Source organism: Variovorax dokdonensis (genome assembly GCF_030316895.1).
Taxonomy (GTDB): Bacteria; Pseudomonadota; Gammaproteobacteria; order Burkholderiales; family Burkholderiaceae_C; genus Variovorax; species Variovorax dokdonensis.
In genome coordinates, this window is record NZ_JASZYV010000001.1 from 1103279 (window position 1) to 1118092 (window position 14814).

Annotated in this window: 12 protein-coding genes and 5 tRNA genes; 15 read left to right on the top strand and 2 right to left on the bottom strand. The window is 64.3% G+C overall.

Annotation, left to right across the window (positions count from 1 at the left end; translation table 11 throughout):
- Positions 1-12 precede the first annotated feature (12 nt).
- A complete protein-coding gene (locus tag QTH91_RS05130; RefSeq protein ID WP_286658935.1) occupies positions 13-405 on the bottom strand; it encodes a hypothetical protein in 393 nt (130 codons plus the stop codon).
- A gap of 94 nt (positions 406-499) precedes the next feature.
- Positions 500-853, bottom strand: a complete 354-nt coding sequence (locus QTH91_RS05135) for an ArsC family reductase (protein ID WP_286658936.1) — start codon at positions 851-853, stop codon at positions 500-502.
- 48 nt (positions 854-901) lie between these two features.
- Between QTH91_RS05135 and folC the strand changes: the two genes are divergently transcribed.
- The 15 genes from folC (at position 902) to QTH91_RS05210 (ending at position 14800) form a co-directional block, all read left to right on the top strand.
- Positions 902-2197, top strand: coding sequence for a bifunctional tetrahydrofolate synthase/dihydrofolate synthase (folC, locus tag QTH91_RS05140; protein WP_286658937.1), 1296 nt, complete (start codon positions 902-904; stop codon positions 2195-2197).
- 77 nt (positions 2198-2274) lie between these two features.
- Positions 2275-3108, top strand: a complete 834-nt coding sequence (locus tag QTH91_RS05145; RefSeq protein WP_286658938.1) for an SPOR domain-containing protein — start codon at positions 2275-2277, stop codon at positions 3106-3108.
- A gap of 15 nt (positions 3109-3123) precedes the next feature.
- Positions 3124-3609: a CvpA family protein gene (locus tag QTH91_RS05150; protein ID WP_286658939.1), complete on the top strand. Its 486-nt coding sequence runs from the start codon at positions 3124-3126 to the stop codon at positions 3607-3609.
- Positions 3610-3622: 13 nt separating this feature from the next.
- A complete protein-coding gene (gene purF / locus QTH91_RS05155) occupies positions 3623-5143 on the top strand; it encodes an amidophosphoribosyltransferase (RefSeq protein ID WP_286658940.1) in 1521 nt (506 codons plus the stop codon).
- Between the two features lie 14 nt (positions 5144-5157).
- Positions 5158-6372 carry an O-succinylhomoserine sulfhydrylase gene (locus QTH91_RS05160; RefSeq protein ID WP_286658941.1) on the top strand — a complete coding sequence of 405 codons (1215 nt, stop codon included), beginning with the start codon at positions 5158-5160 and terminating at the stop codon, positions 6370-6372.
- Positions 6373-6386: 14 nt separating this feature from the next.
- Positions 6387-7781 carry a glutamate--tRNA ligase gene (gene gltX / locus QTH91_RS05165; protein WP_286658942.1) on the top strand — a complete coding sequence of 465 codons (1395 nt, stop codon included), beginning with the start codon at positions 6387-6389 and terminating at the stop codon, positions 7779-7781.
- Between the two features lie 109 nt (positions 7782-7890).
- Positions 7891-7966 (top strand) — tRNA-Ala (locus QTH91_RS05170).
- Between the two features lie 48 nt (positions 7967-8014).
- Positions 8015-8090, top strand: a tRNA-Glu gene (locus tag QTH91_RS05175).
- A 68-nt stretch (positions 8091-8158) separates the two neighbouring features.
- Positions 8159-8235: transfer RNA gene (locus tag QTH91_RS05180), tRNA-Asp, on the top strand.
- Between the two features lie 49 nt (positions 8236-8284).
- Positions 8285-8360 (top strand) — tRNA-Glu (locus QTH91_RS05185).
- A 66-nt stretch (positions 8361-8426) separates the two neighbouring features.
- A tRNA-Asp gene (locus QTH91_RS05190) sits at positions 8427-8503 on the top strand.
- Positions 8504-8855: 352 nt separating this feature from the next.
- Complete coding sequence (locus QTH91_RS05195; protein ID WP_286658943.1) at positions 8856-10904, top strand: TonB-dependent siderophore receptor; 2049 nt, start codon at positions 8856-8858, stop codon at positions 10902-10904.
- A gap of 123 nt (positions 10905-11027) precedes the next feature.
- Positions 11028-11648, top strand: a complete 621-nt coding sequence (locus QTH91_RS05200; RefSeq protein ID WP_286658944.1) for a TetR/AcrR family transcriptional regulator — start codon at positions 11028-11030, stop codon at positions 11646-11648.
- Positions 11649-11783: 135 nt separating this feature from the next.
- Complete coding sequence (locus tag QTH91_RS05205; protein WP_286658945.1) at positions 11784-13595, top strand: feruloyl-CoA synthase; 1812 nt, start codon at positions 11784-11786, stop codon at positions 13593-13595.
- A gap of 17 nt (positions 13596-13612) precedes the next feature.
- Complete coding sequence (locus QTH91_RS05210; protein WP_286658946.1) at positions 13613-14800, top strand: thiolase family protein; 1188 nt, start codon at positions 13613-13615, stop codon at positions 14798-14800.
- The last annotated feature ends 14 nt before the right edge of the window (positions 14801-14814 follow it).

The window sequence follows — 14814 nt, forward strand, 5'->3', positions numbered from 1 at the left end:
GAGCCCGATCGCTCAGCGCCTGTGATACGTGTAGCCCAGATTGAGCGAGATGCCCGGCGGCGCGTACCCATAGCCGTAGCCACCCCATCCCCAGCCCCACGGACGCGGGTAGACGGCAGGCGCCACATAAACCGGGGCAGGCGCGACATACACGGGTGGCGGCGTCACATAGGCCGGCGCCGGCAAGGGGTAGCCGACTGCGGGCGCCGGTGAGCCGCTGTCGCCACTGACGACGATGCCCGGTTCTGGCGTGACGTTTCGCCAGGGCGCATCCGCGCCGTTGGAGGCGGGCAGGGACGGGGCGGGCGCGGCTTGCTGGGCCCACGCCGTGCCGACCTGGGTGCTCAGGGCCGCCAGCGAGACCCATGCGATGGCGACGGTCTTGATACTTCGGAAAAGCGTCATCTCTCTGTACCTATTGATGTTTCGGAAGTTCCGACAGGGTTGGAGCGCGCGGCCGCCCGGAAGGTTCACGCCTTTGCGCAGGCGCGGCCGCGGGCTACCTGGCCAGCGATGCCCATTCCTGAGCGTCGAATCCGACTGTGGCGCCGGACCGGCCCGACCACTGCACCACGGGTCGCTTGATCAGGCTTGGGTTGTCGATCAGTGCCTGACGGGCGCTGGCGGTGTCGACAACGGCGGCCCGGGCCTCTTCGCTGAGCCGGCGCCACGTGGTGCCGCGCCGATTCACCACAGTCTCCCAGCCGGCCGAGGCCAACCAACGATCGAGCTCGGCTTCCGGAACGCCTTGTTTCTTGAAATCATGAAAGGTGTAGGCGACGCCGTGTTCATCGAGCCAGGCGCGGGCGCGCTTGACAGTGTCGCAATTGGGGATTCCGTACAGGGTGGTCATGAGGGCGAATCATGCCGTCGGCCGCGGTCGGCGACAATCGAAGGCTCCATGAAATCCCTCAGTGACTGGCTCGCGCATTGCGAGCAATTGCACGCCAAGAACATCGAGCTCGGCCTGGAGCGCGTGCGCCAGGTTGCGCAACGCCTGGGTCTGGCCTTTGCGTGTCCGGTAATCACGGTGGCAGGCACCAATGGCAAGGGCTCGACCTGCGCCATGCTCGAATCGATCCTGCAGAGCGCCGGCTACAAGACCGCCGTCTACAGTTCGCCGCACCTCGTGCATTTCGAAGAGCGACTGCGCCTGGCTGGCCAGCCCGCGGAGGCGGAAGTGCTGCTCCCTCACTTCGAGGCGGTGGAACTCGCCCGGGGCGAGGTGACGCTCACGTACTTCGAATTCACCACGCTTGCCATCCTGCGCTGCATGGCGGCGCAGGGCCTGGACGTGGCCATCCTCGAAGTTGGGCTGGGCGGGCGCCTCGACGCGGTCAACATCATCGACGCGGATTGCTCGGTGATCACCAGCATCGACCTCGACCACATGGATTTCCTCGGACCGGATCGCGAGAGCATCGGACGGGAAAAAGCCGGCATCGCACGGGCGGGGCGCCCGCTTATCGTGAGCGATCCTGTTCCGCCCGCCAGCGTTCTTTCGTACGCCCAAGAAATTGGTGCCGACGTCTGGCGTCATGGGCAGGATTTCAATGTTTCGGGCGACAAGCAGCAATGGAACTGGGCGGGCCGCGGCCGCCGCTACAGCGGGCTGGCCTATCCGGCGTTGCGCGGCGCCAATCAATTGGTCAATGCCGCCGGCGTGCTGGCCGCGCTGACGGCGCTGCGCCAGCGCCTGCCCGTCACCGCCCAGGCAATCCGGATCGGCTTGGCGAGCGTCGAATTGCCTGGCCGCTTCCAGATTGTTCCGGGAGAGCCGGCCTTGGTGCTGGACGTGGCCCACAACCCGCATGCGGTGGCCGCCCTTGCCGAGAATCTGGATGCGATGGGCTTCTACCCCGCCACGCATGGCGTCTTCGGCGTGATGGCCGACAAGGACGTGGGCCCCATCTTCGCGCGCATGGGGCCTTTGGTCGACCACTGGCACTTCTGCGATCTGCCCACGCCGCGGGCCGCCCGCGCATCGGACTTGCAGGCGCTCTGGCAGGCTCAGAACAAGCGCCGGGATGCGTCGTCGAGCGTCCACGCCACGCCGCAGGAAGCACTGGACAGCGCGGTCGCCGCAGCAGCACCCACTGATAGAATCGTCGTCTTCGGATCTTTCTTCACAGTCGGGGGCGTGCTTGAGCACGGAACGCCTCGTTTGCGCGCCAGGCACTTGTCGCCGAGGGTCTGAAGCGTCGGGGCCTTGAGTTTCGACGATCCGCATTCATCTTTCGACTTTGCGCGACCGCAGCATCAGGATCGACGTTCATGGCGTTTTTCAAGTTCCGCTCCTCGGGCCAGAAGACCAACGAGAAGCGCAACGCGCCCTCCGGCGCACCGGCCGAGAGCGTCGAGACGATGCGCCGCCGGGCCCGTCATCGGCTGCTCGGAGCAGCCGTGCTGGTGCTGCTGGGCGTGGTCGGCTTCCCGCTTCTGTTCGACAGCCAGCCGCGTCCTTTGTCCGGTGACGTGCGCATCGAGATTCCCGATCGCAACAAGACGCGTCCGCTGGCTTCTGCTTCGGCTCCCGCTGCGGCCACCGGCAAGGTCGGCGAGGGCCGTGGCTCCTCCGGTGAAATGATTACCGAGGCGGCGGACGGTACCGAGATCAACGTGGCGGAGGCGCCGGCGACGGCCAAGCCGCCCGAGCCCAAGCCCGATGCCAAGTCAGAGGCCAAGTCGGAGCCCAAGCCCGAAGTGAAGGCGGAGGCGAAGCCCGAGCCCAAGCCGGAACCGAAGCACGAGGACAAGGACAACAAGGCCGCGAGCAAGAAGCCGGCTGGCGATGATGGAACGCGGGCCCTGGCGCTGCTGCAAGGCAAGAAGCCGGCGGATATACCGTCGGGCACCTCGGTCGCGCCGGCAGAAGACACGTCGCGCTTCGTGGTGCAGGTGGGCGCTTTTGCCGACGCGTCCAAGGCGCAGGAGGTACGGCAAAGGCTGGAAAAGGCCGGTCTGAAGACCTACACCAACGTGGCAAAGACGCCCCAGGGCGACCGCACCCGCGTCCGCGTCGGCCCGTTCGCTTCGCGCGCCGATGCCGACAAGGCAGCAGACAAGGTGAAGGGGCTGTCCCTTCCGGCTGCGGTGCTGACGCTGTAGCCGAAAGCCCAACGCGTGTCTGCGCTGGACTGGATCGCCGTTGCGCTGCTTGGCCTGTCGGTGCTGGTCGGAGTCTGGCGGGGGCTGCTGTTTGAAGTGATCTCGCTGTGCGGCTGGATAGCGGCCTTTTTCGTGGCGCAATGGTTCGCGTCCGACCTGGCCGAAATCCTGCCGATGGGTACGCCGGATGCACCCTGGCGCTACGCCGCGGCCTTCGTGCTGATCTTCGTTGCCGTCGCATTCGGGATCGGCCTTCTGGCCAGCCTGATCCGGGCGCTGGTCAAGGCCGTCGGACTGCGCCCCGTCGATCGCACCCTCGGTGCGGTTTTCGGCCTGGCTCGGGGCGTGCTTGCCTTGTTGATGGTGGCCGTGGCGGTCCACCTGTTTTCGTTGGAACAAAGTGCTTGGTGGCGCGAATCGAGCAGCGCCACCTTGCTCGACGCGGCCTTGCTCAATGCCAAGCCCGCATTGCCGGAAAAACTGGCAAGCTATCTGCCTTAGTGAAGGATCACCCATGTGTGGAATCGTTGGTGTCGTCAGCAACGCGCCGGTCAACCAATTGCTTTATGACGCCATGCTGCTGCTGCAGCATCGCGGACAGGACGCTGCCGGCATCGTCACCTTGCTGGAGCGCAAGTTCTTCATGCACAAGGCCAAGGGCATGGTGCGCGACGTGTTTCGCACGCGCAACATGCGCGCGCTGCCGGGCAACGTCGGGTTGGGCCAGGTGCGCTATCCCACGGCGGGCAACGCCTACAGCGAGGAAGAGGCGCAGCCCTTCTACGTGAACGCCCCGTTCGGCATCGTGATGTCGCACAACGGCAACCTGACCAATGCGCAGACGCTGCGTGCCGAACTGTTCTCGACCGACCATCGCCACACCAATACCGAGAGCGATTCCGAGGTGCTGCTCAACGTGCTGGCGCACGAACTGGAGCGCTCATCGCGCGGCGTGCCATTGCAAGCCAAGGAGATCTTCGCAGCGGTGCGCAATGTGCACCAGCGCTTGCGCGGGTCGTATGCCGTGGTGGCGCTCATTGCGGGCCACGGCCTGCTGGCTTTCCGTGATCCGTACGGAATCCGTCCGCTGTGTATCGGCCGCAGCGCCGATGGTTCCGCCATGGTGGCCAGCGAATCGGTGGCGCTCGAAGGCTCGGGCTTTGTGCTCGAGCGCGACATCGCACCTGGCGAGGCGGTGTTCATCGACCTCCAGGGCAACGTGCAATCGCAGCAGTGCGCACAAGGCGCCACGCGCAACCCGTGCATCTTCGAGTTCGTCTACCTTGCCCGGCCCGATTCGACGATGGACGGCATCTCGGTCTACCAGGCGCGACTCAATCTGGGCGAGACGCTGGCCAAGCGCGTGGTGTCCACCGTGCCGCCGAGCGAGATCGACGTGATCATCCCCATTCCGGAATCCAGCCGCCCCAGCGCCACGCAGTTGGCGCATCTGCTGGGCATTCCGTACCGCGAGGGCTTCGTCAAGAATCGCTACGTGGGCCGGACGTTCATCATGCCGGGGCAGGGCGTTCGCAAGAAGTCGGTGAGGCAAAAGCTCAACGTCATCGTCAGCGAGTTCAAGGGCCGCAACGTGATGCTGGTGGACGACTCCATCGTGCGTGGCACCACGAGCCGCGAGATCGTGCAGATGGCGCGCGACGCCGGCGCCAAGAAGGTCTATCTGGCCAGTGCCGCGCCGCCGGTGCGCTATCCGAACGTCTACGGCATCGACATGCCGACGAAGGACGAGTTGGTGGCGCATGGCCGCACCATCGAAGAGGTGCGCGAACTGATCGGCGCCGACGCATTGATCTACCAGGACGTCGAAGGCATGAAGCGCGCCGTGATGAAGGCCGCCTCGCCGTCGGCTGCGGGCACCTTGTCCGGGTTTGAAGCCTCGTGCTTCGACGGCGTGTACATCACCGGTGACATCGACACCGACTCGATATCGCGCATGCAGAGCAGCCGGCCCCAAGGCAGCAGCGAGGAGGGCGACGAAGACACCTCAAGGCTGACGCTGCCCAATCTGAGCTGAACGACGGCGCTGACATGAAAGACCAATCCCTGCCCAAGGGCCTGCGCCCGGAGACGCTGGCGGTTCGCACGTCCATCGAGCGCAGCCAATATGGCGAGAACTCGGAAGCGCTCTATCTCACCACCGGCTTCGTCCAACCCGACGCCGCCACCTCGGCCGAGCGGTTCGCCAGCGGCGAGGGCTACACCTACGCGCGAACCTCCAATCCCACCGTCACCATGTTCGAGCAGCGCCTGGCGGCGCTGGAGGGTACGGAAGCGGCCATCGGTGCATCGAGCGGCATGGGCGCCATCCTCATGATGATCATGGGCCTGCTCAAGGCGGGCGATCACGTGGTGCTCTCGCGTTCGATGTTCGGCTCGACGCTCAACCTGTTTGCCAAGGAGTTCGGCAAGTTCGGCGTCGAGACCACCTTTTGCTCGCAGACCGACGTGGACGAGTGGCGCGCCGCAGTCAAGCCCAACACCAGGCTGCTGTTTGCCGAAACACCGACCAATCCGCTGACCGAGGTGTGCGACATTGCCGCCTTGGCCGAAATCGCCCACGCGGCCGGTGCGCTGCTGGCGGTGGACAACGCCTTTGCGACCCCGTTGCTTCAACGACCGACCGAACTCGGCGCCGATCTGGTCATGCATTCGGGAACCAAGTACCTGGATGGCCAGGGGCGCGTGATGGCCGGTGCCCTGTGCGGCAGCCGACAGCTCATCACCGAGAAGTTCGCGCCGGTCGTCCGCACGGCCGGAATGGTGCTGTCGCCATTCAACGCATGGGTCGTGCTCAAGGGCATGGAAACGCTCGGCGTGCGCGTGAAGGCGCACTGCGACAACGCGCTCACCATCGCACGCTGGCTCGAGGCGCAGTCCAACGTTGCGCGTGTTTATTACCCAGGTCTGCCATCGCATCCGCAACATGAGCTCGCCATGCGCCAGCAAAGCGGACTCGGCGGTGGTGTGCTCTCTTTCGAACTGGCGGGCGACACGCCCGAGGCGGCACGGGCCAAGGCTTTTCACGTGATCGACAGCTGCCGGGTGCTTTCCATCGCCACGAACCTCGGCGATACCAAGACCATCATCAGCCATCCGGCGACCACCTCGCACGGGCGACTCACCGAAGCACAGCGCCAGGCCGCCGGCATCAGCCAAGGCACCATCCGCCTGGCCGTTGGGCTGGAGCATCATGAAGACATTCAGGACGACCTGCTGCGTGGACTGGCCACGCTGGGCGCCTGAGCATCGCAAGACAAATGAGCAAGACACGCACGCGCTTCGCGCCATCTCCCACGGGGTTCATTCACCTGGGCAACATCCGCTCGGCCCTTTACCCGTGGGCCTTCGCTCGCTCCACGGGCGGCGATTTCATCCTGCGCATCGAAGACACCGACGTGGAGCGATCCACGCAAGCCGCCGTCGATGTGATCCTCGAGGGCATGGCCTGGCTGGGTCTCGATCATGACGAGGGCCCGTACTACCAGATGCAGCGCATGCCTCGCTACAAGGAGGTGCTGGCGCAGATGCAGGCCGAAGGCTTGGTCTATCCCTGCTACATGAGCGTGGAAGAACTCGACGCTCTGCGCGAGCGCCAGATGGCTGCCAAGCAAAAGCCCCGCTACGACGGCACCTGGCGTCCGGAGCCCGGCAAGCAACTGCCCCCTGTGCCGGTAGGCGTGCAGCCGGTACTTCGCTTTCGCAACCCGCAAACCGGCACTGTCGTCTGGGATGACAAGGTCAAGGGGCGGGTGGAGGTCGCCAACGAGGAGCTGGACGATCTCGTCATTGCGCGCCCCGACGGCACGCCAACGTACAACTTCTGCGTGGTGGTCGACGACATCGACATGAACATCACTCACGTGATTCGCGGCGACGATCACGTGAACAACACGCCGCGCCAGATCAACATCTTTCGCGCGCTCGGCAAGGAGCCGCCGGTGTATGCGCACCTTCCCACCGTGCTCAACGAGCAGGGCGAGAAGATGAGCAAGCGAAACGGCGCCAAGCCCGTCACCCAGTTCCGCGACGAGGGCTTCCTGCCAGATGCCATGGTCAACTACCTGGCTCGCCTCGGCTGGAGCCATGGTGACGACGAACTGTTCTCACGCGCACAGTTTCTCGAGTGGTTCGACCTCGACCACCTGGGCCGCAGCGCCGCGCAATTCGACGAGACCAAGCTGCGCTGGGTCAATGCCCAGCACCTCAAGGCCATGTCGGACGATGCGCTGGCTGTGCTCGTGGCCGAGCAGCTCGCCAAGCGCGCCCTTTCCGGCGACGAACACCTTCCGGCGATCTGCGGTTTGTTCAAGGACCGCTGCGACACGACTGTCGCGCTCACAGACTGGTCATCGCGCTTTTATTCCGACGAGTTGGTGCAAGCAAGCGCTGAAGATCGAGCCCAGCATCTCACCGCTGCGGTGAAGCCGGCGATCACGCTGCTGGCGCAAAAGCTTGAGCAGCTGAGCACATGGGACAAGGCTTCCATAGCCGCCACCATCAAGGAAGTTTTGGCTGCGCAAAGCCTGAAGATGCCGCAGTTGGCGATGCCGGTGCGCGTGCTCGTCATGGGCACGCCGCAGACCCCCTCGCTCGATGCCGTTCTGGCGCTCGCATCAAAGCAAAAAATTCTGCAGCGCTTGAAAAGCGTCTGAAAATCGTTATACAATGCGAGGCTCGACACCGACGCAAACGAAGAAATTCGAAGCGAGTCGCAAGACGAGTCAGAAGAGCTAAAACTCTGACGGCAACGCAAGCGGCAATGGGGGTATAGCTCAGCTGGGAGAGCGCTTGCATGGCATGCAAGAGGTCAGCGGTTCGATCCCGCTTACCTCCACCAATCGAGTCGAAAAACGAACGCGAGTTCGCGGTTTGTTCCTAAGGTTTTGACCCTATCGTCTAGAGGCCTAGGACATCACCCTTTCACGGTGAGTACCGGGGTTCGAATCCCCGTAGGGTCGCCAGTTTTCACGCAAGTGAAGCGGCACAAGTGGCAGCACTTGGCTTCGAAGGAAGCGAAAGCTGTCTACCAGGAGTGGTAGTTCAGTTGGTTAGAATACCGGCCTGTCACGCCGGGGGTCGCGGGTTCGAGTCCCGTCCACTCCGCCAAGTTAAGCGCTAGCCGCTGCAAGTCTTTGGTTTGCAGCGGTTTTATTTTGACCCTATCGTCTAGAGGCCTAGGACATCACCCTTTCACGGTGAGTACCGGGGTTCGAATCCCCGTAGGGTCGCCAGTTTCACGCAAGTGAAGCGGCACAAGTGGCAGCACTTGGCTTCAAAGGAAGCGAAGCTGTCTACCAGGAGTGGTAGTTCAGTTGGTTAGAATACCGGCCTGTCACGCCGGGGGTCGCGGGTTCGAGTCCCGTCCACTCCGCCAGATTTCCAAACTGATCACGGGCTGCAATCGCAAGGTTGCAGCCCGTTTTTCATTTGCTTGGCCAAAGCCTGATTGCCGAGCGGCGGTACCGCAAGAACCCAACACATTGCTAACAATGGGTTTACAAATGCGTATGATTCGCATTAAGGTCGATGGTTGCGAGTTTGTTCCAACTTGCGCACTGACCATCTTCCAGACTCAAAACATGAAATCTCTTCATCGAGGGAATACTTCGTCCGTCCCTGGACCACTCCAACAACTGACTGCGTGCATCGCGCTCGCGATTCCAGTTCTTGCCAACGCGCAGCAATCGACGGGTGCACTGCCGTCGATGACGGTCGAGGCGGCGCCTGTGACCAGCAGCGCTACCGAAGGAACGGGCGCCTACGTCACGCGCCAGACCAGCACCGCGACGCCCCTGAACCTTAGCCCGCGGGAAACACCGCAGTCGATGTCCGTCGTGACGCAGCAGCAAATCGCCGACCAGGGCATGCGCACCATCTCCGACGTCGTCAAGAATTCGACGGGCATGGCGGTGAACCAGTACGAGACCAATCGCGGCTCGTTCATCTCGCGCGGATTCGAGCTCAACACGCTGATGATCGACGGCGTCCCGACCACGTGGGAGCAGCCGTGGAGCTCCGGCGAAATCTTCACCAGCCTTGCGATGTACGACCACGTCGAACTCGTGCGCGGGGCCACGGGCCTGACCAGCGGCGCGGGTGAGCCGTCGGGCGCCATCAACCTCGTACGCAAGCGCGCCAACGCGACGCAGTTCCAGGGCAACCTCGAATTGGAAGCGGGGTCGTGGAACCAGAAGCGGGCGCTCATCGATCTCAATACGCCGGTGAACGAGGCCAAGACGCTGCGTGCGCGCATCGTGGGCGAGTTCCAGGACAAGGACAGCTGGACCGACAACCTTTCCAGCAAGAGCCAGACGTTGTTTGCCACCATCGAGGCAGACCTGACGCCCGACACGTTGCTCACCGCTGGCCTGAGCTATCAGAAGAACAAGGCCAAGGGACCGATGTGGGGCGGCTTGCCCGTGTTCTATGCCGACGGTTCTTTCACCGACTGGGACACGTCCAAGACGGCGGCCGCCGACTGGACCAACTGGACGACCAGCTATCAGACCTACTTCGCATCGCTCGAGCAGCGCCTGGGCACCGACTGGAAGCTCAAGCTCGACTACACACGCGGCGAGCGCAAGGCCGATTCGTACCTGCTCTACGCCTTCGGCGCGCCCGACGCGACGACCGGCTTGGGCGTGTTCACCTTCCCGGGCTCCTACGACGTGAAGACGACGCAGGACGACTTCGCGATACGCGCGAGCGGCAGCTTCGAGGCCCTGGGCCGCAAGCACGAACTGGGCTTCGGCTACGTCGCCTCGCGTCAGGAGTTTCTTGCGAACGCCCGCACGGCCACGCCTGCCGGCGGCATGCTGCCCAACTTCAACACGTGGGACGGCTTCGGGTATGCGCAGCCTGCCTGGAGCGCCGAAAGCTACTACGGCGACGGCACGACCCGCCAGGACGCTTTGTATGGCGCGGCCCGGCTGCATCTGGCCGATCCGCTCAAGGTCATCCTGGGCATGCGCGCCAACTACTACAAGCGCGACGGCGGTGACATCTACTCGAACCCGTACTCGCTCAAGTACGACAACGAGATCACGCCCTTTGTTGGCCTGACCTACGACATCACGCCGCAGTTGTCGGCCTATGCCAGCTACACCAACATCTTCTTGCCTCAGGTGGCCCGCGATATCAATGGCAACTACATCGAGCCGATCAAGGGCAACAGCGGAGAGGTCGGGATGAAGGCGGAATTCCTCGACCGCCGCTTGAACGCGTCGGCAGCGCTGTTCCAGATCAAGCAAAAGAACCTGGCCATTGCCACGACCGATCAGCTCGTCGGCATCGGTGGTTTGCCCGAGACGGCCTACCGTGCGGCGGACGGCGCCACCAGCAAGGGCTTCGAGATGGAGCTGACCGGCCAGCTGGCCACCGGTTGGAACCTCACGGCAGGCTACAGCCAATACACGCTGGAAGACGAGGACGGGACGGACGTCAACACGATCTACCCGCGCAAGCTGTTGCGCGTGTTCACCACTTATCGCCTGCCGGGCGCCCTCAGCGGCCTGACCCTCGGGGGCGGCGTGAGCTGGCAGAGCAAGACCTACACGACCGCGATCAATCCGTTGGGCGTGCCGACGGACATCGAGCAGGGCGCCTATTCGCTGGTGAACCTGATGGCGCGCTACGACTTCAGCCCGCAGCTGTCGCTGCAACTGAACATCAACAACGTGACGGACAAGAAGTACTACGGCATGTTCGACGCCTATGACCAGATCACCTACGCCGAGCCGCGCAGCGCGACGCTGACGATGAACTACCGCTTCTAAGCGGCGTAGCGTCGAAGCCCCGGGGTCGAGCGGGCGCGCTCCGGGGCCGTTCGTACCGGTGTTTAGATGTCCAGACACTCATGTTTGTTCTAGCCTGGCGGCAGTCCATCACTATGATCGCGCATGCCCGCCACATCGACGCCCAGCGCCAAGCGCATTGCCGCCGCTTCCACCAAGGCCGCGAAGGCCGATCGCAATCAGCTCACGCCGAAAGACTGGATCCGCGCCGCCACCGAGCTGCTCATCCACCGAAGCATCGACGCCGTGCGGGTGGACGTTCTGGCCAAGATCCTCGAAGTGACCCGTGGAAGCTTCTACTGGCACTTCGCCGATAGAGACGATTTGCTCAAGCAGGTGCTGCTCGATTGGCAGGAACAGCAGACCGAGCAGATCATTGCGCGCTACCGCAAGCAGGGCGTTCAGTCGGCCGAGCTCATCAAGGAGTTGGTCGCGCTTCCTTTTCACGGGCGAGCGGCGATGAAGGGTGCGTCGGTGGAACTGGCCATCCGCGCCTGGGCGCGCCGGGACGAGATGGCGCGCCGCGTGGTGGACGCGGTGGATGCCAAGCGACTGGCCTACCTCGAGGAATGCTTCTCGAACCTGGGCTTCGTGCTGCCTGACGCGAAGGCGCGCGCATTCCTTCTGTACTGCTACATGCAGTCCGAGTCGCTGTTTCGCAACCAGGGCTCAACGGACGAGAAGACCCAGCGGCGCGAGTTCGTCGCCCGCACGCTGCTCGACTGAGCGTGCCCGCCGGTGCGCGGGCAAACCCTAGCACGGACCCGTCGGGCAAAGCCTAAACTGTCCATACACAAGTGTACGGAAAGTTGGGTCGATGACTGAGCATGCTCCGTCGGCGGCCAAGAGCAGAGCCCCCGCATGAGTCACTCCCTCCTGGGCTTCGAAGGTGCCCTCGCATCGCCCGGCGTCGTGCGCGAAGACCGCGCGGACGGCAGCTTCATCCTTCGCAACGAGCAGCCGTTGCAGCCCTTCGACCGCTGCATCGGCGACTGGCTCGACCACTGGCGCATCGACTGTCCTGACGCGCTCTTTCTTGCCGAGCGCGGCGCGGACGGGCAATGGATTCGCCTGAACTACGGTGTCACGCGCGAGCGGGTGGGCCGCATCGCGCAAGGTCTTCTGCAGCAGGACCTGCCTGCCGACAAGCCCATCGTCATCGTCTCTGACAACGCGATCGACCATGCCTTGCTCTCGCTCGCGGCCATGTACATCGGTCGGGTGAGTTGCACGGTCTCGAGCGCGTACACGCGCCTGGCCAAGTCGTGGGAAAAGATCCACGGCATCCTGGACATGCTCGAGCCGGCGATGGTCTATGCGTCCGACGAGGCGGTGTACGGCCCCGCGTTGCAGGCCTGGGCCGGTTCGGCACCGCGCTACTTCAGCCGGCTGGACGCGGCCCGCCAGGGGACCTCGAACCAAGTGCGATCGTTCGCCGATCTCGAGTCGGTCAATGAAGGGCCGATGGTCGCCCGCCTTGCCGCCGATGTTCGGCCCCAGACACCCGCGAAATACCTGCTCACGAGCGGTTCGACAGGCATGCCCAAGGTGGTGATCAACACGCACGGCATGCTGTGCGCGAATCAGCAGCAGATCGCGCAGGTGTGGCCCTTCCTGGGCCAGCGGCCCCTGGTGCTGCTGGAGTGGCTGCCATGGAGCCACACCTTCGGCGCCAACCACAACTTCAACATGGTGCTCAAGCATGGCGGCGCGCTCTACATCGACGAAGGCCGACCGGCGCCCGGCCTGATCGAAAAGACATTGGCCAACCTTCGAGATGTGCGGCCCAACTTTCACTTCAACGTGCCCAAGGGCTTCGACATGCTGTTGCCGTTCCTGGAGCAGGACGCCCAGGCTGCGCACGAGGTGTTCGAGCGACTCGATGGCCTGTTCTATGCCGGCGCTGCACTGCCACAGAGTACGTGGGAACGGCTGGAGGCCGTGGCACGTTCGGTGCGGGAACGGCCCGTTTGGTTCACTTCGGCCTGGGGCGCCACCGAGACCGCGCCGGCGATCACGACCGTCCATTGGCACATCGAGCGCGCCGGCTGCATCGGTGCACCGCTGCCCGGCTGCGAGGTCAAGCTGGTGCCCAACGGCGAGAAGCTCGAGATGCGCGTCAAGGGTCCGCAGGTCTTCCCAGGCTATCGGAATGCGCCCGCATTGACCGCTGCGGCCTTCGACGACGAAGGCTTCTATTGCATCGGCGACGCAGGGCGCTTGGTCGATGCGCACGATCCGTCCAAAGGCATCGCCTTCGATGGCCGCGTGGCGGAGGACTTCAAGCTGACGACGGGCACCTGGGTGTCCGTCGGCGGCCTGAGGCTGAAGGCCGTCACCGCGATGTCGCCCTACGTGGCGGATGCGGTGGTCACCGGGCATGACCGCGACGAGATCGGCCTGCTGCTCTTCCTATCACCGCAAGGCCGCCAAGCTGATCGGGACACGCTGTGCGAATCGATCCTGGGCGCATTGCGATCGATGCGTGCGGTGGGGACGGGGTCCTCTCAGAGCCCGGGCCGGGCACTGTTGCTCGACGACATGCCGGCCATGGAGGCCGGCGAGATCACCGACAAGGGCTACATCAACCAGCGCGCGGTGCTGCAACGGCGAGCGGCTGAGGTCGAAGCCCTCCATGCCAACCGAGCCGACCCACGCGTGGTCGCACTTTGAGCCTTGAGTGAATCTCCATGAAATTCGATGATGCTTGTATCCCCCTGCCGCTCCTGTGGAGCTCTCCATTCATCCGCTGGCAGGGCGCGGCGGCTGACGTGTCGGCGCTGGATCTGGCGACCCAGGTAACGCGCGACGCACTCGCCTTCGCAAACTTCGATCCTGCCGATGTGGGCCAGCTTGTGCTGGGCACCACCATTCCGCAACTCAACACCTTCTATGCGCCGCCGTGGATCGCGGCCCGTTTGGGCATGAGCGGTATCGGCGGCCCGACCATCGCCCAGGCCTGCGCCACGGCGGTGGCCTGCCTGGCCCAGGCGGCTGCCGCGTCGCAGCTCAGCGATGGGCAGACGCAGCTCGTCATCACCGCGGACCGCACCAGCAATGGCCCGTTGCTGATCTACCCGCGCAGCCAGTCGATGGGCGGCGCGCCTGTCACAACGAACTGGGTGCTCGATTCGTTCGCGGCGGACCCCTGGACGTCGGAATCCATGCTCTACACGGCCGAGTGCACCGCCTCCGATGGCGGGTTCACACGCGAGCAGTGCGATGAACTGACGCTGCTTCGCTTCTCGCAATACCAGGATGCCCTGCGCGACGATCGCGCCATGCAAAGACGCTACTTCCGGCCGATCGTCATCGAGTCGCGCAAGTCGAACACCGTTCTGGAGGCGGACGAAGGCATCAGCGACTACAGCGCGGCGGGGCTGGCCAAGCTGTCACCCGTCAAACCGGGCGGTGCCCACACGCCCGGCACGCAGACGCATCCCGCCGACGGCACAGCCGGCGCCGTTGTGTCCAGCCATCAGACCGCTGCACGCCTGTCCGCCGGCCAGCCCGTGGTGCGCCTGCTGTCCGCGGCATTCGCTCGGGCCGAGAAGGGCCGCATGCCCAAGGCACCCGCCATCGCTGCACAGAAAGCGTTGAGCGATGCCGGCCGGCGGGCCGAAGACCTGAAGGTCGTGACGACTCACAACCCGTTTGCCGTGAACGATCTCTGGCTGCACTGCGAAACAGGCATTCCGCTAGAGCGCATGAACCCGATGGGTTGCAGCCTGATCTATGGTCATCCGCAAGCGCCGACCGGGATGCGGGCGATCGCCGAACTGGCGCATGCGCTCACCCTGCAAGGTGGAGGCATCGGGCTGTTCACCGGCTGTGCGGCCGGTGACATGGGCGCTGCGGTGGTGTTGGAAGTGCTGTAGCCGACGCTGGCGCG

Excerpts from the sequence above, each read along its gene's own strand:
- QTH91_RS05130 (WP_286658935.1), bottom strand. The coding sequence starts at position 405 with ATGACGCTTTTCCGAAGTATCAAGACCGTCGCCATCGCATGGGTCTCG.
- QTH91_RS05135 (WP_286658936.1), bottom strand. The coding sequence starts at position 853 with ATGACCACCCTGTACGGAATCCCCAATTGCGACACTGTCAAGCGCGCC.
- folC (WP_286658937.1), top strand. The coding sequence starts at position 902 with ATGAAATCCCTCAGTGACTGGCTCGCGCATTGCGAGCAATTGCACGCC.
- QTH91_RS05145 (WP_286658938.1), top strand. The coding sequence starts at position 2,275 with ATGGCGTTTTTCAAGTTCCGCTCCTCGGGCCAGAAGACCAACGAGAAG.
- purF (WP_286658940.1), top strand. The coding sequence starts at position 3,623 with ATGTGTGGAATCGTTGGTGTCGTCAGCAACGCGCCGGTCAACCAATTG.
- QTH91_RS05160 (WP_286658941.1), top strand. The coding sequence starts at position 5,158 with ATGAAAGACCAATCCCTGCCCAAGGGCCTGCGCCCGGAGACGCTGGCG.
- gltX (WP_286658942.1), top strand. The coding sequence starts at position 6,387 with ATGAGCAAGACACGCACGCGCTTCGCGCCATCTCCCACGGGGTTCATT.
- QTH91_RS05200 (WP_286658944.1), top strand. The coding sequence starts at position 11,028 with ATGCCCGCCACATCGACGCCCAGCGCCAAGCGCATTGCCGCCGCTTCC.
- QTH91_RS05205 (WP_286658945.1), top strand. The coding sequence starts at position 11,784 with ATGAGTCACTCCCTCCTGGGCTTCGAAGGTGCCCTCGCATCGCCCGGC.
- QTH91_RS05210 (WP_286658946.1), top strand. The coding sequence starts at position 13,613 with ATGAAATTCGATGATGCTTGTATCCCCCTGCCGCTCCTGTGGAGCTCT.